The sequence below is a fragment of the Agrobacterium sp. ICMP 6402 genome (assembly GCF_009498615.1).
GTDB classification, from domain to species: domain Bacteria; phylum Pseudomonadota; class Alphaproteobacteria; order Rhizobiales; family Rhizobiaceae; genus Agrobacterium; species Agrobacterium burrii.
This window is the reverse complement of sequence record NZ_QSNV01000008.1, coordinates 67,681-89,605: the sequence shown is the minus strand read 5'-3', so window position 1 is coordinate 89,605 and position 21,925 is coordinate 67,681. Positions and strand designations below refer to the sequence as shown.

Annotated in this window: 17 protein-coding genes; 3 read left to right on the top strand and 14 right to left on the bottom strand. The window is 59.3% G+C overall.

The window, feature by feature from the left end; all coding sequences use genetic code 11:
- Positions 1-112 precede the first annotated feature (112 nt).
- Positions 113-259, top strand: a complete 147-nt coding sequence (locus DXT96_RS19565) for a hypothetical protein (RefSeq protein WP_153516069.1) — start codon at positions 113-115, stop codon at positions 257-259.
- A 66-nt stretch (positions 260-325) separates the two neighbouring features.
- Here DXT96_RS19565 and DXT96_RS19560 read toward each other — a convergent pair whose 3' ends face one another.
- The 11 genes from DXT96_RS19560 to DXT96_RS19510 form a co-directional block, all read right to left on the bottom strand.
- Positions 326-472, bottom strand: coding sequence for a DUF1127 domain-containing protein (locus DXT96_RS19560; protein ID WP_080843067.1), 147 nt, complete (start codon positions 470-472; stop codon positions 326-328).
- A gap of 219 nt (positions 473-691) precedes the next feature.
- A complete protein-coding gene (locus DXT96_RS19555; protein ID WP_194287684.1) occupies positions 692-1,294 on the bottom strand; it encodes a hypothetical protein in 603 nt (200 codons plus the stop codon).
- 137 nt (positions 1,295-1,431) lie between these two features.
- Entirely contained in the window at positions 1,432-2,550 is a 1,119-nt protein-coding gene (locus tag DXT96_RS19550; protein ID WP_153516068.1) for an ABC transporter permease, read from the bottom strand.
- A complete protein-coding gene (rbbA, locus tag DXT96_RS19545) occupies positions 2,547-5,315 on the bottom strand; it encodes a ribosome-associated ATPase/putative transporter RbbA (RefSeq protein ID WP_153516067.1) in 2,769 nt (922 codons plus the stop codon). Before rbbA ends, DXT96_RS19550 begins: the two co-directional genes overlap by 4 nt.
- An 11-nt stretch (positions 5,316-5,326) precedes the next feature.
- Entirely contained in the window at positions 5,327-6,391 is a 1,065-nt protein-coding gene (locus DXT96_RS19540) for an HlyD family secretion protein (RefSeq protein WP_153516066.1), read from the bottom strand.
- A 251-nt stretch (positions 6,392-6,642) separates the two neighbouring features.
- Positions 6,643-8,016, bottom strand: a complete 1,374-nt coding sequence (locus DXT96_RS19535) for an alpha-glucosidase/alpha-galactosidase (RefSeq protein ID WP_153516065.1) — start codon at positions 8,014-8,016, stop codon at positions 6,643-6,645.
- 22 nt (positions 8,017-8,038) lie between these two features.
- Positions 8,039-9,706 (bottom strand): ABC transporter ATP-binding protein, encoded by a 1,668-nt coding sequence (locus tag DXT96_RS19530; protein ID WP_153516064.1) that lies wholly within the window; start codon positions 9,704-9,706, stop codon positions 8,039-8,041.
- 12 nt (positions 9,707-9,718) lie between these two features.
- The gene (locus DXT96_RS19525; protein WP_153516063.1) at positions 9,719-10,855 is read right to left on the bottom strand and encodes an ABC transporter permease; all 1,137 of its coding nucleotides are present in this window, start codon (positions 10,853-10,855) and stop codon (positions 9,719-9,721) included.
- A 1-nt stretch (position 10,856) separates the two neighbouring features.
- Positions 10,857-11,864: an ABC transporter permease gene (locus DXT96_RS19520; protein ID WP_153516062.1), complete on the bottom strand. Its 1,008-nt coding sequence runs from the start codon at positions 11,862-11,864 to the stop codon at positions 10,857-10,859.
- A 105-nt stretch (positions 11,865-11,969) separates the two neighbouring features.
- Positions 11,970-14,057, bottom strand: coding sequence for an ABC transporter substrate-binding protein (locus tag DXT96_RS19515; protein WP_153516061.1), 2,088 nt, complete (start codon positions 14,055-14,057; stop codon positions 11,970-11,972).
- Positions 14,058-14,161: 104 nt separating this feature from the next.
- Positions 14,162-15,628 carry an alpha-glucosidase/alpha-galactosidase gene (locus tag DXT96_RS19510; protein WP_153516060.1) on the bottom strand — a complete coding sequence of 489 codons (1,467 nt, stop codon included), beginning with the start codon at positions 15,626-15,628 and terminating at the stop codon, positions 14,162-14,164.
- A 197-nt stretch (positions 15,629-15,825) separates the two neighbouring features.
- Here DXT96_RS19510 and DXT96_RS19505 point away from each other — a divergent pair, with 197 nt between their 5' ends.
- Together DXT96_RS19505 and DXT96_RS19500 are read left to right on the top strand one after the other, a co-directional pair.
- On the top strand, positions 15,826-16,719 hold the full coding sequence (locus DXT96_RS19505) for an AraC family transcriptional regulator (protein ID WP_153516059.1): 894 nt from the start codon (positions 15,826-15,828) through the stop codon (positions 16,717-16,719).
- Between the two features lie 73 nt (positions 16,720-16,792).
- Positions 16,793-17,260: a hypothetical protein gene (locus DXT96_RS19500; RefSeq protein WP_174375049.1), complete on the top strand. Its 468-nt coding sequence runs from the start codon at positions 16,793-16,795 to the stop codon at positions 17,258-17,260.
- A gap of 11 nt (positions 17,261-17,271) precedes the next feature.
- On the opposite strand, the gene DXT96_RS19495 is transcribed toward DXT96_RS19500, so the two are convergent.
- The 3 genes from DXT96_RS19495 to DXT96_RS19485 are packed head-to-tail and all read right to left on the bottom strand — an operon-like array spanning position 17,272 to position 21,828.
- Entirely contained in the window at positions 17,272-18,183 is a 912-nt protein-coding gene (locus DXT96_RS19495) for a DMT family transporter (RefSeq protein WP_174375048.1), read from the bottom strand.
- Complete coding sequence (locus DXT96_RS19490; RefSeq protein ID WP_153516058.1) at positions 18,180-20,582, bottom strand: PIG-L family deacetylase; 2,403 nt, start codon at positions 20,580-20,582, stop codon at positions 18,180-18,182. Before DXT96_RS19490 ends, DXT96_RS19495 begins: the two co-directional genes overlap by 4 nt.
- Positions 20,583-20,601: 19 nt before the next feature.
- On the bottom strand, positions 20,602-21,828 hold the full coding sequence (locus DXT96_RS19485) for an ROK family transcriptional regulator (RefSeq protein WP_153516057.1): 1,227 nt from the start codon (positions 21,826-21,828) through the stop codon (positions 20,602-20,604).
- Between the last annotated feature and the right edge of the window lie 97 nt (positions 21,829-21,925).

Below are 21,925 nucleotides of genomic sequence, written 5' to 3'. Positions count from 1 at the left end.
CGCATTACCAAAAGGATGTGGGAGGAGGTACATCCGTTTCGATGATTTGAAGATAGCATTTTTCTGCGCATTTCACAGGCATAAGCTTGCAGTACAGATATGCGTTTGATGCATGGCGAATTTCACGCCGTGGGATATCGATGCCACAGCTTCACGTCTTGCCGCATCATCTGCACAAAAGGAACCGCAGACTGAGTATTTCACGCAGTCGGGAAAAACCTCGTTGCAGGCGCCAAAAGGCGGCGACGAAATTGAATGAGCCGCCAAAACAAAAACGCCCGCGAAGCGGGCGTTTGGGCATTAAGACACGACAATATCGTCTTGATTATTTGCCGATGGCGGCACGGGCAACGCTGGTGATCTGGCTGCGGTCGAGACCGAGATCGTGCAGTTCACGGGTGCTCATGCGGCCCAGTTCGTTGATGGTCTGACGATATTTGCGCCAATTGTTAAAGCTGCGTGCTACGTTCATGACATGACCCTTTCTTGAGGTTTAGGTGACGTCAGCAACGTTTTCGTTCCGGCGTCGTTTGATGCCCTCTATATGCGCTTTCTCGTGCCCAATGAACAGGCAGAATAAGGCAATCCACCCATGCGCTGGGCGCAAGGGTTCCCGTTGACGGTTTGCAGGAAAATGGAAACGTGACTGAAATTCAGCCGGTTCGGGGAGGCGTGCGCCTTCGCTGTCGTCTCAAAACTTGTAGCGAACACCGAATACATTGGCGTTTGTGGCACCTTTCATATTGCCCAAAGTTTTGCCACCGCCGGAACGGTGGTGAAGACGCCAGAAAAATTCCGTCGAGGAATCCTCGCTGAAGGAGACGTTGATTTCCGGCCCCAGATAAAACAGGACATTGGCATTACCATCGTCCTTGATTTCCTGTTCCCGCTCGCGACCCCGTTGCGCATCGTTGACGAGGCTCAAGCCCGCCGTGAAGCTTGGCGTAATAAACAGCCGTTCTCCCAGCTTGATCTGCTCATAACGCGCGACCGGCCCTGCCCAGACCTCACCGGTGAAGCCTTTGCCAAATCTGGCGGCAATGCCGATCTCGCCGCCCAGTTTTACATTGCCGATGCGGTAGGGATAAAACTGGTAGCCGCCCCCGATAGTGGCGTTTCTTTCATATTCCACGGAAATGAGCGCCGCACTTTTCAGCATGTCTTCTTTCGTCATGACGCCAGCGAAACCGAATATCGCCTCGCTCGTCTCCGAAGTCATATCTTCAGACGCGAAAGATGAAGTCGCGGCCAGTGCGATCATGGCCGTCAAAGACAGACGTGCTGCAATATTCATTATGCTACTCCTGAACAAAGCCCGCTTTTACCCAGCCGTCCTCATAGGCATATTCCCGCAAGGCGAACATACCGTTACCGAACACAATTAATTCAACTTGTCCGGAAATGGTAGAAAAACGGCGGGTTTCCCTCACCTCAGCGCAGAAAACGCCGAAAGCGGCGAAGCGCAAAGACAAAGAGCGCGCAGCCGATGGCGAGCAGCGCCAGCAATTGCGGCCACACCACATCCAGCCCCGCCCCCCTGAAAAGCACCGATTGCGCCAGGATGACGAAATGGGTGTTGGGTGCCAGAAGCATGAGATACTGAATGATGTCAGGCATGCTTTCACGTGGCGTCATGGCGCCGGAAAGCACCTGCAACGGCAGCAGGAACAGGATCAGCAACATGCCGAATTGCGGCATGGACCCGGCAACCGTTGCGAGGAATATGCCCATCGACGTCATGGCGAAGAGCTGCAGGGCGGTTCCAAGCAGAAAGAGCAAGAGCGAGCCTTCGATGGGAATGGCAAGCAGACCCCTGACAACGACAAATAGGGAAAATGCCGAGGCCACCAGCACGACAAGGCCCATGGACCAGACCTTGCTGAGCATGATTTCCAGCGGCGTGACAGGCATGACCAGCAGATGCTCGACCGTGCCATGCTCACGCTCGCGAATGAGCGCCGCCCCCGTCAGCACGATCGACAGCATGGTGATGGCGGTAATGATGTTGTTGATCGAACCGAACCAGGATTTGTCCAGTTCCGGGTTAAAGCGGGAGCGCAGTGTCAGATCCACCGGCACCGAAGTCACACCGCGATAGCGGTTCATATATTCCTGAACTTCGCTCGTCACGATGGTCTGCACATAACCGCCGCCGCTGAAAGCCTGGCTCATGCGGGTGGCGTCGATATTGAGCTGGATCGCGGGTTGCTGGCCTGCCATCAGCCGGCGCTGGAAATCCGGCGGGATATTGAGGGCGAAGGTATCGAGCCCGGCATCCATGCGCTCGTCCATTTCCGCAATCGAAATCTGCTTCGGCGGCGCGAAATAGGGTGGATAAAACGCCGTGCTGATGCGGCCGGAAAGCGGCGACTGATCCTCGTCGACAATGGCGATGGCGGCATTGTTGAGCGTTTCCGGCAATGCGCTGGAGCCGGTGTAGATCTGCAGCGTGAAGGCATAGACGATGAGTAGCAAGAGCATGCCGTCACGCGCCAGACCGCGCAGTTCCTTGATGCCGAGCTGGAAGATGTTGGACGAAAACAACCTCATGACGCCTGTTTCCTCAAAAGAGCGGCACCGGCGATCAGCAGCAGCGGGATAGCGATGATGAGCGGCAGGAACGAGCCGGAAAGCCCGGCGAAATCCAGCCCCTTTGAGAATGTGCCACGCGAAATGGTCATGAAATAGGTGGCGGGATAGATGTTGCCGATAAAGGCGCCCGCCCCCTGCAGCGACGAAACCGGATCGATCATGCCCGAATATTGCGTGGCTGGAATAAGCGTCAGCAAGGCCGTGCCGAAGATCGCCGCGATCTGGCTCTTCATGAAGGAAGACATGACGAGACCGATGGACGTGGCGATGATGACAAACAGCAAAGCGCCCGTTGCGTAAGCAAGATAACTGCCGGTAAACGGCACCTGGAAGATGAAGATCGCAAATGCCGTCAAAAGCAGGAAGTTGAGCATGCCAAGCGCAACGTATGGAAGCTGCTTGCCGATCAGGAATTCCAGCCGCGTGGTCGGCGTCACGTAAAGATTGACGATGGAGCCGAGCTCCTTTTCCCGGACGACGCTGAGTGCCGAGAGCATGGCCGGTATGAGCATCAGCAGCAGCGGAATGACCGCCGGCACCATGGCGACGAGGCTTTTGACATCGGGATTGTAACGATAGCGCGTTTCGATGCTGAAACTGCTTTGCGTCGCCGCGCTGCCGTAGATTTCGCTCGCCTTGCGCGCCAGCCATGTCTGATGCATGCCCTGCACGTAACCGCGCACGGTCTCCGCCCGCTGCGGCATAGCGCCATCGATCCACGCGCCAACCTCCACCGTCTTGCCGCGTAAGATATCGCGGCCGAAACCCGGTGGGATTTCAATGGCAAGGCTGAGTTCGCCGTCGCGCATCCGCCTGTCCATATCGGCATAATCGCGGATCGGTTCTTTCTCGATGAAATAACGCGAACCGGCTATGTCGAGCACATAATCGCGGCTGATGGTGGAATCGTCGCGGTCCAGCACCGCGAAGGACAGATCCTCGACATCGAGATTGATACCGTATCCGATCACGAACATCAGGATGACGCTGCCGAGAACCGCCAACGTGCCGCGAATGGGATCTCGTTGCAATTCCAGCGCCTCTCGGCGGGTATAGCTGAACATGCGCCGGACATCGAAAAACCGTTTGCGGGCAGGTGTTGCGTGTTGCGTCACGGGCACGTCTGCTGCCGCGGCAGGCGCTGTCGCGGGTTCCGCCTTTTTGACACCGGAAGCATCCTCGAGATAGGCGACAAAAGCCTCTTCCAGCGTCGCGGCATTGCGGCTCTTGGTAATCGCGTCAGGCGTATCGCTGATCAGCACCTTGCCGGCATGCATCAGCGAAATACGGTCGCAGCGCTCCGCTTCATTCATGAAATGGGTGGAGATGAAGATGGTGACATTGTCGTTACGCGACAGATCGGCGAGGATTTGCCAGAAGCCGTCCCGCGCCACCGGGTCGACACCCGAAGTCGGCTCATCGAGGATGAGAATATCAGGCGAATGGATCATCGCCACCGCCAGCGACAGCCTTTGGCGGATGCCAAGCGGCAGGTCGTCCGGCATGGTTTCCATGACCGCACCCAGATCGAAACGCTCGGCCATCTCGGCAATACGCGGCTGAATGGTTTCTTCCGGCAGCTTGAACAGCCGTGCGTGCAGATCAAGGTTCTGGCGCACCGTCAGTTCGGAATAGAGCGAGAACGCCTGGCTCATGTAACCGACGCGGTGGCGGATTGCCATGTCACTGGCATCTACCTTGTGCCCGAACAGCTTCGCTTCGCCTTCGCTGGCGGCCAAAAGCCCGGTCAGCATCTTCATGGTGGTGGATTTTCCGCAGCCATTCGAGCCGAGGAAGCCGAAAATCTCGCCGCGCGGAATTTTGAAACTGACATTGTCGACGGCGGTGAAATCGCCGAAGCGCATGCTGAGATGCGACGCCTCAATGGCATAGTCACCATCATCCGTCACCTTGCGTGGCGCGATATGCACCTCGTGATAATCCTTGCGCTTTTCTTCCGGAAGAAGTGCGATGAAGGCGGCATCGAGATTGGCAGTCGAGGTGCGTTCGAGAAGTTCGTCGGGGGAGCCCGTGGCGAGGATTTTACCGCCATCCATGGCGACCAGCCAGTCGAAACCGGCTGCCTCTTCCATATAAGCCGTCGCGACGATCACACTCATGCCCGGACGCCCGGCACGGATCGTATCAATCAGCTCCCAGAACTGTCGGCGCGACAGGGGATCGACACCCGTAGTCGGCTCATCGAGAATGAGCAGGTCGGGATCGTGGATCAGCGCGCAGCAAAGACCGAGCTTCTGCTTCATGCCGCCGGAAAGCTTCATGGCCGGGCGATCGGTGAAAGGCTCCAGACCGGTGCTCTTGAGCAATTCGGCAATACGCGCCTGCCGCTCCCTGCTGCCCTGCCCGAACAGCCTGCCGAAGAAATCGATATTTTCGAAGACGGACAGGGTCGGATAGAGGTTCTTGCCGAGGCCCTGCGGCATATAGGCAATGCGCGGGCAAGTATCCTCGCGGTGGCGCGGATCGGACATATCGCCGCCCAGAACCTCCACTTTTCCCTTTTGTATGGCACGCGCGCCGGAGATGAGCGACAGCAGACTGGATTTGCCGACACCATCCGGCCCGATCAGCCCGATCATCCGGCCAGCGGGAATCTCCACCGATATATCAGCCAGCGCTGCGGTGCTGCCAAAGGTCAACCGCACATCCGCCAGCCGCGCGACGGGCGCATTCGGATCGTTACTCGTGGAAGGCGTGCCCATGGCGCCCACCATCACTTGACGAGATTGCGTTCGAGGTTTTCCGGCCAGGCGGCCTGCGGATCAAGCCGAACATAGGCCATGCCGGGCAGGCCGGTTTTGACATATTGAATATATTTCTGCAGCAACTCCTGCGGAATTTGCGCCCGCACCCGGAATGTCAGCTTCTGGCGCTCTTCTTCGGTCTCAACCGTTTTGGGCGTGAATTGCGCGACATCGGCGACGAAGGACACCTTGGCCGGAATGGTGTATTGCGGCGCGGCGTCGAGGATCAGGCGGACATCGGAGCCCATGGAAGTGCGGCCGGCTTCGGCTGTGGGCAGGAAAAACGTCATATAGACATCGCCGAGATCGACGAGGTTGAGAACCCGCCCACCGGCGGAGAGCACTTCTCCGGGCTGAGCGATACGATATTGCACACGACCGTCGCGGGGCGATTTCAGCGTCGCATCGGCAATGTCCGTCTCAATGCTCTCGATATCGGCCTGCGCCGCATCGACAGCCGCTTCGGCATCGACAATCTGCGCCTTGGCGGCGTTGATTGCAGCATCGGAAGCAGCGAGAGAGGCCTGCGCCGAGGCAAGTGTGGCGCGGGCGGATTGTTCGGCGGCTTCGCTGTCGTCGACGATCTGCTGCGACACGGCGTTGCCGGTCAGCAGCTGTTTCGAGCGTGTATTGGTCTTGGAGGCGGAATCGAGTTGCGCCTTGCGCTGTTCCACCACCGCCTGGGCGGAGGTTTTTTCCGCTTCCCGCTGGGCAACGAGGCTGTTGGCGGTATCGATCGCAATTTTCGCACGGCGAAGCTGCGCTTCCGCCTGACGTTTCCTGGCTTCCAGCTGGGCCGTGTCCATCTGCGCAAGCACTTGCCCGGCCTTCACGAAATCGCCTTCGCGCACCATGATATCCTGAAGGCGGCCCGCGGTTTTGGTGGAGATGTCGATTTCAACAGCCTCGATCCGGCCGTTACTGGCCACAAAGCCGGCGGGAAGTCCCTCCCCCTTCAGCTTTGACCAGGAGAAATAGGCGACACCGGCAATAACCAGAACCACCAGACCAATGAGCAAGCCTTTTTTAGACATCCGTCTTCCCCATGAACCCTTCAGGTTTCAACCGTAATACGTAAAAACCGAAGAAGCCAGCCACCATCACGTTTAGAATTTGTACCCGACTTTTCCCCTGTTCGGGGGGGGGTAGGCCGGGTCATGGGCTGTTTAGGCGTTGCGTTGGCTCTTGGCCTTGACACAAGTCAAATGCGCCGGATTTCGGAGCGAAAACCAGAAAGGCCGTGGGTGAAACCCACGGCCTTTTGTCTGTCGTAGCACACCAGAGCTTATACCGCCCGCGCCCGCTTCACTTCCACCTGCGTCCATTCCGGCAGCCAGTCGCGATGCGCCACGAGAAGATCGTCGACCAGCGACCATATCTGGTCGAGATCCAGTTCCGCCGCCGTATGCGGGTCCATCATCGCGGCGTGGAAGATGTGCTCGCGGTTTTCGGTCATCAGCGCCCGCACAGTCAGTTCCTGTACATTGATGTTGGTGCGCATCAGCGCGGTGAGCTGCGGTGGTAATTCGCCGATGAAGGTCGGCTGCACGCCGTTATGGTCGACAAGGCAGGGCACTTCCGCCGCGCAATTGGCCGGCAGCGAAGTGATGCAGCCATTGTTGCGCTGGTTGCCGTAGATGACGGAGGGTTCGCCGGTCCAGACGGAATTGATGATGGAGGAAGCATATTCCTTGGATGGCTTGACCTCGATCTTGTCAGCCGAACGATAGGCGGCCGCCTGGCCCTTCCAGCGCTCGATCTGCTCGATGCAGCGCTTGGGATATTCATCGAGCGGAATGCCGAATTTCTCGATGAGGTCCTCGCGCCCTTCCTTGATGAAATAGGGCGTGTATTCGGCGAAGTGTTCGGAGCTTTCGGTGACGAAATAGCCGAGCCTTGTCAGCATTTCATAACGAACCTTGTTGGGGCAGCGCGGGTTCCAGCCGGGTTTTGGCGCACGGCCTTCGCGGTAGCCGCGCACGAGATCGGGATAAAGGTTCCTGTAGCTGCCGTCGGGCTGGCGATGCTCGAATTCCAAGAAAAACGCCATGTGGTTGATGCCGGCCGAACGATAGCGAATTTCCTCGTAAGGGATATCGAGATCATGGGCGAGCTCCATGGCCGTGCCCTGCACGGAATGGCAAAGGCCCACCTGGCGGATCGTCGGGTATTTTTCCGCAATCGCCCAGGTGTTGATCGCCATCGGGTTCACATATTGCAGCATGATCGCGTTGGGGCAGACGGCGAGCATGTCCTCGCAAATCTTCCACAGATGCGGCACAGTGCGAAGCCCGCGCATGATGCCGCCGACACCCAGCGTATCCGCAATGGTCTGGCGCAGGCCATATTTGCGCGGCACCTCGAAATCGGTGACCGTGCAGGGCTCGTAGCCGCCGATCTGGAAAGCGACGACGACGAAATCGGCACCGGCAAGCGCCTTTTTCTGGTCGGTATAGGTCTCTGCCTTCGCCTTTGCGCCCAATGTCGAAATCAGCTTGTTGACGACGATGGCGCTTTCTTCCAGCCTCTCGCGATTGATATCCATCAGCGCGATGGTGGCGCCCGAAAGGGCGGGACGCTGCAGCACGTCACCGATGATGTTCTTCATGAACACCGTGGAACCTGCGCCGATAAATGTGATCTTGGGATTTCTTGCCATGTCTACCTCCGGCATTTGGAATTCAAGCGATTTCGAAGGCGGCTCGTACAAGCCGCTGAGTATATTCGGTTTTTGGGTGGGTGAGAACGTCCTCGACAGGGCCTTCCTCGACGATGCGCCCGCTTTGCATGACGATGACGCGGTGGCAGAGGGCGCGCACCACCTTCAGGTCATGCGAGATGAACAGATAACTCAGGCCCCGCTCGTCCTGCAGCTTGCGCAGGAGGTCGATGATCTGCGCCTGAACGGAAAGATCTAGCGCCGAGGTCGGCTCGTCGAGCAGGATGAATTCGGGCTCCAGCGCCACTGCACGGGCAATGGCGATACGCTGGCGCTGGCCGCCGGAAAATTCGTGCGGGAACCGTGAGAGGATGTTGCCGGGCATGCCCGCCGCCTCCAGCGCATCGCGCACCCGGTCCAGTCTTTCGGCCTTGGTTTTGCCAAGACCGTTGATGATCAGCCCTTCCTCGATGATCTGGCCGATGGTCATGCGGGGATTGAGCGAGGCGAAGGGATCCTGAAAAACGATCTGCATACGCGACCGCAAGGGCCGCATTTCGGCGCGGGAGCGGCCATCGACCCTCTCGCCATCAAAAACGATGTCGCCGCCCACCGGCTCGTTCAGCCGCAGCAGCGATTGGCCGAAGGTTGTCTTGCCCGAGCCGGATTCGCCAACGAGCCCAAGCGTCTCGTGCCGCTTGAGGGTAAGGCCGAGACTATCGACAGCGATCAGTTCCTTGAGTTCCGGTTTGAACAACCCGCCGTAGCGCATCATGAAGGAAACGCGCACGCCGCTCGCCGTCAGCAGCACACCGGAATTCTCAGGCAGCGGTTTCGCCGTGCCATGTGGTTCGGAGCTGAGCAGCTTCTTCGTATAGAGGTGCTGCGGCGCTTCGAAGAGCTTTTCCGTGGTGTTGTGCTCGCGCATCTCGCCATGCTGCATGACGTAGACGTAATCAGAAAACTGCTTCACGATCGTCAGGTCATGGGTGATAAGCACCACGGCCATGCCGCGCTTCTTCTGCAGGTCACGAATGAGGTTGAGGATTTGCGCCTGCACCGTCACATCAAGCGCGGTGGTGGGCTCGTCGGCAATCAACACATCCGGATCGTTGGAGAGCGCCATGGCGATCATCACACGCTGCCGCTGGCCGCCGGACAACTGATGCGGATATTGCTTGAGCCGCGCTTCGGGCTCCGGGATCTGCACCTGCCGTAGCAGGTCGAGCGCCCTCGCCTCTGCCTGTTTCCTGTTCAGTTTGGAATGAACGCGGATGGCTTCGACGATCTGGCTGCCGATCGTATAGATCGGGTTCAGCGAACTCATCGGCTCCTGAAAGATCATCGAGATGCGGTTGCCACGCAACGCCCGCCGCTGGCGGCTCGAGAACTTCAGAATATCGTCGCCGTTGAAACGCACGGTCGCCGTTTTCGAGACCGAAGCCCGCTTCGTTAAAAGCCCCATCACGGTGCGGGCCGTGACGGATTTTCCCGAACCGGATTCGCCGACGATGGCAATCGTCTCGCCCCGGTAGAGCTGGAAGGAAATGTCCTTCACTGCCTCCACCGTGCCGTGCTCCACCTTGAAGGTCACGGCAATGTTGCGGGCATCGATAATGGCGTCGTCCTGACGGTCATCGGCATCGAGGCGGATGGCGGGGGCGTAGGCGTTGTTTTGGCTAGCAACCATGGCACGCTCCTCTCAATAGGGATCGACAGCATCACGCAGGCCGTCGCCCAGCGCGTTGAAGGCAAAGACAGTGACCAGCACGAAACCGACCGGTGCGAGAATCCAGGGATAGGAACCGATGACGGAATAGGTGGCGGTATCCTGCAGCATCAGCCCCCAGGAGATCAGCGGCGGCTTGACGGCAAAACCGAGGAAACCGAGGAAGGATTCCAAGAGCACGACGCTTGGAATATGCAGCGTGACGGCGACGATCACATGGCTCATCACATTCGGCAGAATGTGCTGGAAGATGATGCGCCGATCGGTGGCGCCGACGGCAATGGCCGCCCGCACATAATCGATACGCGCCAGCGCCAACGTCTTGCCGCGGACCTCACGCGACATCTGCGCCCAGCCCAGCGCCGACATGACGCCGACAACGAAGACGAGAAACACGGTAGTCGGCGCGGTGACCGGGATGAGCGATGTCAGTGCGAGATAGAGCGGCAATTGCGGGAAAGCCAGAACCACTTCCACGAAACGCTGCACCCAGGCATCAAGCGGTCCGCCGAAATACCCCGAAATCAGCCCAACGCTGGTGCCGATGACGGTGACGATGGCGACGACGCTGAGCGCGATGGCGAGCGAGATGCGCGAACCGTAGATGGCGCGCGACAGCACATCGCGTCCGAATTTATCGGTTCCGAGAAAATGCACCGGCTGGCCGTCCGTCGAGCCGAAAAAATGCCGGCTCATCGGGATGAGACCCAGAAGCCTGTATTCCGCGCCCTTCACGAAAAAGCCGAGGTAAACAGGATTGTCATAGTCCGGCCCGACGATGGGCTGGAAGGTGATCGGATCGAGTTCTGCGGTTTCCGCCGTCGCATACACACGGGGAAATGGACTGATATTGCCGTCCTTGTCAGAAAAACGCACCACCTGCGGCGGCGAGAAGCTGGCATTGGTTTCAAGCGGGTTCATCGGCGCGAAGAAATCCGCGAAGACGGCGATCAGGATCAGCAGCACAACCAGCACCAGCCCGACCATGCCGGTCAAGGAGCGTCTCAGACGCCGCCATACCAGTGCGAGATAGGACTCATTCCCCTGCGTGCCGCGTTCAGGCTTGGGGGTGACTGTTGTTTCGTTTTTCACTTCGTCAAACGCCATCATTTCAGGCCCTCCCGAATTCGCGAACGCGTGGGTCGAGCATGGCGAGCAGCATGTCGGCGATGATGTTGCCGACGATCAGCGTCGCGGCCAGCACCATCATGAAGGTCGCGGTGACATAGACATCGCCGACAGCCATGGAGCCCACAATGGCCGGGCCAACGGTCGGCAGTGCGAAGATGATGGCGGTCTCGATTTCGCCGCTCAGCATGTAGGGCAGCACCACACCCTGATACATGACCAGCGGGTGCACGGCGTTGGGCACGGCATGGCGCATGATGACGGCACCTTCCGAAAGACCCTTGGCGCGCGCCGTCTCGACATATTGCGCGTTCAGCGTATCGAGCAGATTGCCGCGCATCACCCGCATATTATAGGCCAACCCACCGAAGACGGCGATGGCGACCACCGGCCAGACATGGCTGACCAGATCGACAAATTTACCCCACGACCACGGCGCGCCGCCATATTGCGGCGAGAAGAAGCTGCCGATTTCCGATACGTCGAAATGAAACACCATGAGATAGACAAGGATCAGCGCCATCAGGAAGCGTGGGATCGTCATACCGAGAAAGGCGATGGTGGAGAGCAGATTGTCGACCCAGGAATATTGCCGTGTGGCTGCCCAGATGCCGAAACCGATGCCGAGAATGGACGCAAGGATGTGGCAGACCAGCGCCAGCGCAATGGTGCGCGGCAGGCGTTCGCCAACCACATCGGCGACCGGCTTGTTGTAATAGAAGCTGTAACCGAAATCGCCGCGCGTCACGATGCCGCCGATCCAGTTGAAATATTGCACGACGAGCGGCTGATCAAGACCGTGTTCGATACGGTAGGCCTGCGCCTGCGCTTCCGCCTGCTCGAAGGACGCGCCGCCCTGGTTCATCAGTTGCGAGCGGATGTAGTCGGCATAATCGCCGGGCGGGGCCTGAATGATGGCGAAGGTCACCACGCTCAGGATCAGCAGCACCGGAATGGCGGATGCCACGCGTATCGTCAAAAATCTCAGCATCGAACGGTCTTCCTCCGTTTGGGCGGGCCGTGATGGACAACGGTCCGTCGGGTGCCTCCGGCCGCGCTTCACGCGCGACCGGTACCGGGTATTCTCCGGGAGGAGTTAGTTGATCGGCCCGCCCTCACCCGGCTTGCCGGGAAGCTGCTCGGGGAAGAGTTCGTATTTGCCTTGCTTGTCGGCCGCGACCCAAAGTCGTTCGCGGATGATGGCGTCTTCAGCCCAGTTGAACATGAAGATCGGCGTGCCCTGCGGCACATTCGAGAACCGCTTGTTGACGATGAGCGCGCCGGGGTATTCGGTCAGGCCTACGGTGTAGAGGTTCTGCGTGTAGACCTTCTGATACTGCTTCATCAGCTCCGCACGTTCGGCATTATCCTGCGAGGAAATGAACTTGCGGACGATCTCTGCCATGTCCTTTTCGAACGGCATCAGGTCCAGCTCCTTACCCTCAGGAGCGCGGTGGTTCCAGCTGGTACGCGGGCCGACAGGGGCAAGCTGCTCGGTATTCTGCACCACGGATGACAGCTCGGTGGAATTGCGCCGCACCAGCCAGTCGAACTGCCCGCCATAATGGGCGGCGTCACGCTGGTTGGAATCGAGGCTGTGGATGATGACGCGCAGGCCGAGTTTCGCCATCTGGCCAACGAGACCTTCCGCAAGGCTCTTGTCCGTCGCGTAGCCATTATTGACGAGAAGGGTAATCTCTACATTGCGGCCGCCAAGTGTTTCCTTGGGGAAATTCAGGACGCCATCGCCATCGGTATCCTTGAGGCCGATTGAGGCGAGCGATGCCTTGGCGGCCTCAAGGTTGAAGGGGTAATAGACCGTGGAGGCGCGATCATAAAAGCTGGTGCCCGACGAAATGCCGCCCGGATAGATCGCCGTGAAAGGCCCTTTCACCAGCGAGTCGCCGATCGCCTTACGGTCGAGGGCCGATGTCACGGCCTGACGGAACACCTCGTTGCGGTTCAGCTCACGGATCGCCTGCCCGCGCTCATCCGGATTGCCCCAGCCATTGGCGGAAAAATTCATCTGCAGATTATAACCGATGAGCCGTGGCCCAAAGGCAAGGCGGGCCGGTGCATTGGGATCGGCGGCGCGTTTCAGCGATGCGACGAAATTCTCCGGCTGTTCGAGATTGGAGAAATCGCCCGATCCCGCCACGGCCTGCACGTCACGGTCGGCCCAGGTGGAAAGCTTGTAGTGCACCTCGTTGAGGTAGGGCAGCTGCTGGCCCTTTTCATCAACCTTCCAGTAATAGGGATTGCGCCGCAGCACGATGAGATCGTCAGGACGATAGGTGACCGGAACCCATGCGCCCATGACCGGCATGTTCATATATTCCGGCGGAAAGGCGTTCTTGAACTGGTTATAGGTGTTCTTGGAATATTTCGGATGCTGGGGTTTAAGAATGTGCGACGGCCCGGGGCAGAAGCTCGGATAGGCCATGGTGTAGAGATATTGTTTGGGGAAAGCGGCCTTGAAGGTCCACTCCACCGTATAGTCGTCGATCTTCGTGAGCGTCGTTCCCTCACCGAAAGCCTCGGGCGACGCACCGCCGCCGAGGGGCGAGACGTTGGGATCAACGACGGCATCTTCCCAATAGAACATCACGTCATCGGCGTTGAAGGCTTCGCCGTCCGACCACTTGGCGCCCTTGACCAGATGCATCGTCAGCTTGTGGCCATCTTCGGACCATTCCCAGCTTTTCGCCAGATTGGGCAGCGGTTCCGTGTCCTTGGCATCCACCTGGAAAAGCGGCGCGGTGCGTGTGAGGCATTCGGAAAGCGCAATATCGATGCCGCCCCAACCCTGGCTCTGGCCTGCAATGTAGTTCCAGCCCTCCGGCCTGCCGCCGACCACATGGCGCATGGTGTCACCATAAACGCCGGTGCCATCCGCCATATTGCCCGTCTTGTAGACCAGCGGCTCTTCCGGCAGACGCTCTTTCAGCGGCGGCAGCTTGCCGGTCTTTTCGAATTTCTCGCTCACCCAGTCGGGTTCGCTGTAGCTCGTCAGCGCCTTGAATTCGAGGATGGAGTCGCGCGCCACGTAGTTGATCTTGCCTTCCGCCGGAAACTGCGGCGGCTCCGGCGGCGTGGTGGTCTCGAAGGCATTCGCATTAAGTGCGATCATCGAAACACCGAGACCCAGTGCCGAGATGATACCGATCCTGCGTTGAAGTAACATCGTCATTCCTCCCAAATGGCAGCTCTTCGACCGCCCACCCTCTGTGATCATTCTGACCGGACGGCGAACTCCCTTTCGCCGCCGGCCTGCTTCCATGCTTTTCCTCAAACGGCCTTTTTCAGCGCCGATTTCTCGGCCCGCAACTCCTCTATGGAACGCACGTTGCGGCGCGCGGCCCCCGCCCAATCGCGGGTCTTGACGCTGGATTTGGCAAGCCGTTCCGTCGCCGCCGGCACGGCATCGGCATATTGCGGCAGCCAGCGCGCCTGCGCGACGACCATCTCATCCACCATCTGCCAGACCTCTTCCGGCGTGGCGACGGCGCCCACCAGCGGGTCATGCAGCACCGCAAGTTTCAGGAGATCGATATCGCCGCTCACCGCCGCATGGACTGACATGCGCTGCACGTTTATGGAGGCCATGCAGGTGGCCGCACAGGCTTCCGGCAGCGCGATGCCCGACACCATGTTGATGCCGAAACGGTCGACGAAGCCGGGCGATTCAATGATGGCGTCGGCCGGCAGGTTGCTGATGACGCCATTGTTCTTGACGTTGAAATGGCCGCGATAGACGCGCCCCGTCTCCAGCGCCTCGAGAATATGGCTTGCATGTTCGTTCGAGCGCTTTGCCGGATCAATCGGCTTGGCGGCCGAGGCGAGGAACTGCGGAAACTCGGTTTCGAACCAGTTGCGCGTTTCGGTGGAGTGGCGCAGATACCCGCCGGTTTCACCGTGAATCCAGTCGGACATGTCGATCCAGCGGGCAATTTCCTCCGGCCGCTTGCGATACCAAGGCAGATATTCGGAGAGGTGGCCGTTGCTCTCGGTCGAATAGACGCCGAAACGCTTCAGCACGTCGATGCGCAGCTTCTCCTGCTGCGAGAAGACCGGATGCGCCTCGAAGGCGGCGACCAGCTCTTCCTTGCCGATCTTGCGGCCGTTGAGCCTCAGATCGATGAACCATGTCTGGTGGTTGATGCCGGAGCAGATGTAATCCAGCTCGGACACGCTTTTCGCGCCCAGAATTTCAGCGATCTGTTCCGCCCCGTGCTGCACGCCATGGCAGAGACCGACCGTATCGACCTTGCCATATTCAATGGCCGCCCAGGTATTCATCGCCATGGGGTTGGCGTAGTTCAGGAATTTTGCGCCCGGTGCGGCGACTTCGCGGATATCCTTACAGAAATCCAGAATGACCGGAATGTTGCGCTGGCCATAAAGAATGCCGCCGGCGCAGATCGTATCGCCCACGCATTGATCGATGCCATATTTCAGCGGAATACGGATATCATCGGCATAGGCTTCCAGACCGCCGACCCGCACGCAGCTGATGATGTATTTCGCGCCCTCGAGCGCACGGCGGCGATTGGTATCGGCTGTCACCTTCACCGGGAAACCATTGGCCTCGACGATCTTTTCAAGGATCGCCTTGATCATATCGAGATTGTGCTGGCTGATATCCGTCAGCGCGACTTCAATGTCGCGAAACTCCGGCACACACAGGAGATCGGCGAACAGTTTTTTAGTGAAACCGACGCTGCCTGCGCCAATAATAGCGATTTTGAAACTCATAACGCCACCTCTGTTGCAAATCGAACGGGTGAAACGGGCCGAAGGATCATAAAATGACGCTGCAGAAAAATACCCGTAAGAATCCCGGAAAACCGGCCTTCCTCCCAATTTTTCAGCAGCAATATCCCGCTGGCTGTCTCCTCGGATCGGGATTATGCGTATAAAGACGGAGAGGACCAGAGAAGGATTATGCTTTCATGGGTAATTTTGTGCTGCGCGATTTGATCGATCAGGGGCCCGGCATGCGCACCGTCTCGCTGCCGCGCGGCCGCCAGACGCTGCACACCATGCCGACCAGCAGCGGTTATGAAATCCGCCGAGGCGGGAATTATGACTGGGACGGGCGCAAACGCGGCCAGACGCCCTTCACCGTCCTGCAATATTGCATCGGCGGACAGGGCAATCTGCGTTACGAGAACCGCCATTATGTGGTGAAGCCGGGTGAAACCCTGCTGCTGCTGATCCCGCACAATCACCGCTACTGGCTGGAAGACGGCAAGGAATGGGAGTTCTTCTGGATTTCCATGAATGGCGAGGAAGCCCTGCGCATTCACCGCAACATCCTCGCCGTCACTGGCCCGATCCTCAAGCTCCAGTCCGAAACCGTCGATCACCTTGCCGAATGCTGCTCGCGCCTCGTCAATGGCGCGGAGACGCCGGGCGCCGCGTCCGCCGTTGCCTATGAGGCGGCGATGACGCTTTATGACGATGTCTTCGGCTCGCACCCTTCTTTCGGCGGCGAATATCGCACCCTGCAGCAGGTGTTGAGTTATATAGACAGCCATCTGGGCGAGCGGCTTTCGGTCAGCGACCTTGCGGCGGTGGCCGGCCTCAGCCGCGCGCATTTTTCCCGCATCTTCACGGCGAGCGAAGGCCTGCCGCCGGCTGAATTCGTGCTGCAGCGGCGATTGCGGAGGGCGGCAAAACTGCTGACGACAGCCGGAAATATTCCCGTCAAGGAAGTGTCCGTGCTGTGCGGTTTCGAGGACCCGAACTATTTTTCCAAGGTCTTCCGCAGGCTCTATGGCACCAACCCCAGCGAATTTCGCACCACCGGTATGTACGCAAGCGTTCGGCAGGACGGAACCTGAAGAAACAACTTCCTTTTGCCACGTTTCAGGCGATTAAGAATGGACGGAACAACCTCTTTGGAGACCGGCTGAGGTGAACAGCAAAATCCGCACGATCCTCGTCTTTCCCATCAGGGCAATCATCGTATTTGCCCTGATCCTCGACGGCATTTTCCGGCCGCTTTATCGACCTGTCATCAGGACCATATCCGGCCTGACATTCATCAGGCGACTGGAAAACCGGATTGCCGGATTGCCGCGGCTCGCCATTCTTCTCTGTCTCGCCGTGCCCTTCGCCATTGCCGAACCCATGAAGATCATCGGCCTTCTCCTGATTGCCCACGGTGCAATCAAGACCGGGATCGGTCTGACGATCCTTGCCCATCTGGCAACCTTCCTGATCGTCGAACGCATCTATCACGCGGGCAGGGAAAAGCTCCTCACCTATGCCTGGCTCGCCTGGATCATGCGCTATGTGCGCTTCGCCCGTTCCTTTTACGATCGCGCCAAACTCGCGACCTTGAACTGGATCCGGCTGAGGGTCATGGAATTCCAGAGGTAAGGGCGTAGCCGTTATTTCCGGCGGCGCAGCGTCTTCGAAACATATTCCACAATTGCGGTGGACTGCAACGAAACGAGGATGATGGCGATGCCGAGCACGACGCGGGTTTCCGGCACCTCGTCGAACAGGAAATAACCGACAGCCGTGACGAACAGGATCGAGAGATAGCTGACGGGTGCAAGGACGCTGGCATCGGCGATACGATAGGCCCGCAGGAAGCAATATTGCCCCATCTGCGCCAGAAGCCCGATGGCCAGCAACGGACCCCAGTCGAGCGGCGCAACCGGCTTCCACGTCCAGATCGCCGGAGCGGCAGTGATGACGGCAAGGCCGACGGTATAAAACACCATCATGACCGTGGTGTTTTCCTGCCGCAGCGCCCGGGTCTGGATGACTGCAAATGCGCCGAACACCACCGAAACGAGGACGACGAGCACGCCGGCGTTAAACTCCGCCCCACCCGGCCCGATGACGACGAGCACGCCGGCAAATGCGAGACAGGCTCCGGCCCAGCGATATCGACTCACCCTTTCGCCGAGAAAGGCAACGGCCATCGCCATCGTCACCAGCGGTCGGGAGAAGCCGATGGCGTTGACGGTGGCAAGCGGCAGCAAGGTGATGGCGATGAAATTGCTGGTGAGCGCGATGGCGTTGCAGCAGATGCGGAAGAGGTTGCGCCAGGGATATTTGACACGCAGCATCTCCATCCGATGCCGCCAGATGAGCGGCAGAATGAAGATCAGGCCGATCATTGCCCGGATAAAGACAAGCTGGAAGGCGGGATAGGTAACGCCCTGCGCCTTGACGAGCGCCGTCATTCCACCCGCAACAAGCGTCATGTCCAGCAACAGCCAGCCGATACCCGCGCGCGTATCGGTTTCGCGCGGGTCTTCTCGTTTTTCGCTTTGGCCGTGGCCATTCACGCCGGTTGCACAAGGTTTGCCATGAGGCGGAACGCCCCCGGCACCAGCTTGTCCATCTGGTGGTGCAGCACGAGGCTGGTATGGGTGTGCCGGCCCTTGCCGATGACGCCCGAGACCAGCGCGCCTTTTAGCGGCTGCTCATCGACATCATGCATGGCAAGCAATGGCTCATAGACATCATCCCAGCGCGAGGCGAAATAGAGCCCGCGCTCCTTGTCCCAGCCTGCCCAGTCGGCAGCGTCGATGATGTTGGGGCCGACAAGCAGCGGATGATCGGGCAACAGCACCGTCACCTCCGCCTTCGGGTCCGTTACCCGCCAGCGCAGGGACGGCTTGCCGATTTCAAGACGCCGGACCGGCGTTGTCTCCGGGTTCCATCCATCGGTCGGCCGATGATAAAGCGTGACCAGATGGCCGCCGTTTTCGACAAAACGGTGAAGCTTCTCCGTCGCAGCAGTGAGATCCCTACGGATGCCGAAGGCGAATATGCCGACGACAATTGTCGTGAATGACGAGAGATCGCCGCCGAGCGCCTGCGCGTCGAGTTCGGTAACATCGAGGCCCATGCGCGACAGCCATGAACCGACCCGGTCCGCACCGCCGCCGACATAACCGATCCGCGCGCCCTTGGGCAGCTTGAGGTCCAGCGACAGGATTTTTAGAACGGACGGGGCCAGAAACCGCGCCCGGCCAATATGCGGATAGGCGATAGGGGTGATCTGGAAAGCCGGCTGCGACCCGGAAAACGCCTCAAGCTGTGAAAGCCCCGCCGCGCCCTCGCCTGCACGTTCGGCAATCCAGTCGTCTCCCGATTTTTGCGCATTCCAGCCGCCGGCGCTCCTGAATGACAGCGGTGTATCCGCGCCTTTCACAAGGGCCTGAAACACATGTGTATCCCGGCCTTGTCCCAGCGGAACGAGAAATGCATCCGGCGAAAGTGTGAGCGACTGCGCCGGCGTAACGAAAAACGGTTCTTCCAGATCGAAAAAGGCGGACACCTCCCTGCCTTCCAGTCTTGCAGCCACACGCACGAAACCATGGCCGTTGCCGCCAGCGGCTTTCCAGTCCGGCTGATAGAGACCTGAGACAGCCGCGGTTTGATCGGCCACAAGGGAAAAAACAATCGTTCTGCCAAGTGACTTGACGGATGAAGACACACCACTCGGAAGGACCGGCGTCACCTTGACATCGAAATCGGCCGCCCGGTCGGAAAGCTCAACATAAAGCGATGTTTCACCACCCGGAACGATCTCAGCCGGCTCGGCATAGGCTCGCTCGAAAAGATTAAGCGCGGTCAGAATGGCAGCATCGACTTCGGCCTGCTTGCGCGCGATCCTGTGGCCGTGCAAGTCCGTGAATTCACTTGCCGCGGCTTCATCCACCTTTTGCAGAAGGGCTGCCGCATCAAGCAGTGATCTGGTGATTTCCCGCGTGTGGGGAAAGGCCGCAATCGCCCGGTTGATGGCCTGTTCAGCCTCGACCAATGCATTTTTGGATTCGGCATCCAGCTCCGCAATGCTGGCAAGGGCGGCGAGCGTCGATGGCAGGTTATCGAGGATCGATCCTTCTTCTCGATTGGCGGCGTCAGAGAGTTCAAGATGAAGCGGCCAGAGTTCCTGCGCCCGCTTCGGCCAATGCCCCATTCCCTGCGAGGCATGGTAATAACGTGACCATTCGCCGATCCGGTCATATTCCGCACCGGTCGCCTGCTCCTTGCCGGCCGCATTGATCGTCAGTGTCGTTTCCGGCGGCGGCACTTCGTCATCATAGGTATCGCCACCGCCCGACCATGCCGGAAGGTAGAACTTCGCCACCTTCCAGGGCTTCAGCCCCTCGGAAAAATGCTCAGGGTAAGCGGAAGGATCGGCCGCCAGCGCAATCGCGCTTCTTGCAGCCCGCGTCATGGCGCGGTGATGCCCGTGCTGCCCCGGCACATCGAGAAATGTCGGGATGACGATATCGGGCCGTTCCTTGCGATAGGCCCGCACCAGCCGCTCAACGATGCGCTGCTGCCCCCAGCGGCCGAAGGTCTGGTCGCCATCCTTGGAGAAGCCGAAATCGTGGATCATATCCGCCGGTCCGTGGCCGAGCCAGCTTATGTCGGCATCGATGACACGGGCGGCCTCTTCGAGTTCCCGCGAGCGAATGACGCCAAGCGCGCCCAGTCTTTCCGGCCCCAGCGCGTTCTGCCCGCCCTCGCCGCGTGTCGAACAGGCGATGATGATCCGCATGCCCAGTTCCATGCGGAAATAGGCTAGAAGGCCGTTCTGCTCATCATCCGGATGTGCGCCGGTATGCATGACGGTGGCGGTGGATTTCAGCGCGCTCAGCTTGCGGTGCAGGCGAATGAGCCATGGATCGGCCATCTGCCGTTCGATGCGCTCCCGAGGGGTAAGCATGGGCGGTCTCCTCCAATATTCAGCCCGGCGCCTGTGCTGCGGCTCCCGGGGATGTCTCCAGTTTTGGTGTAACGATGTCGAACAGCGGCAGTGCCGCAGCGCCAAGGGCGGCGGTCAACTGCCCGGATTTGCCGTGCATGACACGCGGCAGTTCCCGCTGCCGCCGGCTTGCGACCGAGGTCGGCAAATCCCCCATGCGCTGAATGATTTCGCTGATGATGACCTCCGGCAGCGCACCGCCGAGGATGACTGTTTGCGGATCGAGAATGTTCTCCAGCATGGCAATCATCGGCGCGAGATGGGCGGCGGCCTCGTCGATCCACTCCATCACCACGGGATTGCCCGCCTTGAACAGGGCGTCAAGATCGTCAAGCTCCGTATCCACGACACCGGCGCTCACGAGTTTCTCCTTCAGCACGTAGACGGACGCATAGGCCTCCAGACACCCTCTTTGCCCACAGGAAGGGCAAGGCCTTCCTTTCGGCGATACGGTGACGTGGCCGATTTCGCCGGCGTTTCCGAATGCGCCGCGATAGGGCGAGCCGTCCTGAATGATGCCAAGACCGATACCGACGCCGAAATAGATCATGCAGAAATTGGGGATCGCCAGCCCCGCGCCGAACAGTCGCTCGCCGACAGCAGCAGCTGTCGCGTCATTTTCCACCACCACCGGCTGGCCGCAGGCATCACTCAGCATCTGGCGGGCATCGATGCCGCCCCAGCCGGAAAGGGTCGTTGGCCCCACCGATGTCATGCCATCGATCTCAAAAGGCCCCGGCATGACGACGCCGGTGCCGAGCAGTCTGCATCCGAGATTTTTCGCAACAGCCGCATGCTCGGCGGCAAAGGCCTTGAATATGGCCTCCGGTGTGGTGTCCTTAAGCGGCGTGACGCGATGGGTGCGCAGCGCTCCGGCAAGATCAAGGCCGACGGTGACCATATGGTCGGCGGCGATTTCCACACCGATCGTCGCGCCGCCATCCGGATTGACGGCGAACTGGATCGGCGGCTGGCCCCTGCCGGTGCGGCGGCGGCCGAGTTCCTTCAGCAACTCCTCACCCACCAGCTCATCGACGATATTGGCAACCGCCTGGGCTGTCAGATGGGTGATCTTGGCGATCTGGGCGCGGCCGAGCGATCCGTGCCGCCTGACGAGGTCGAGGACGACTCGCCTGTTATGCTCGCGGCTCCGCTCAGGATTTTTTCCGATTGCTACGGGATAGGCATCCACCGTGTGCACCGTCATCTCTTCAATTTCCCCGTCCCATAGAAAATTCATAACGTCCAAATGACGATAAGCGCAATATAATAATTCAAGTAAATTATCTTATTGACAAATGCCC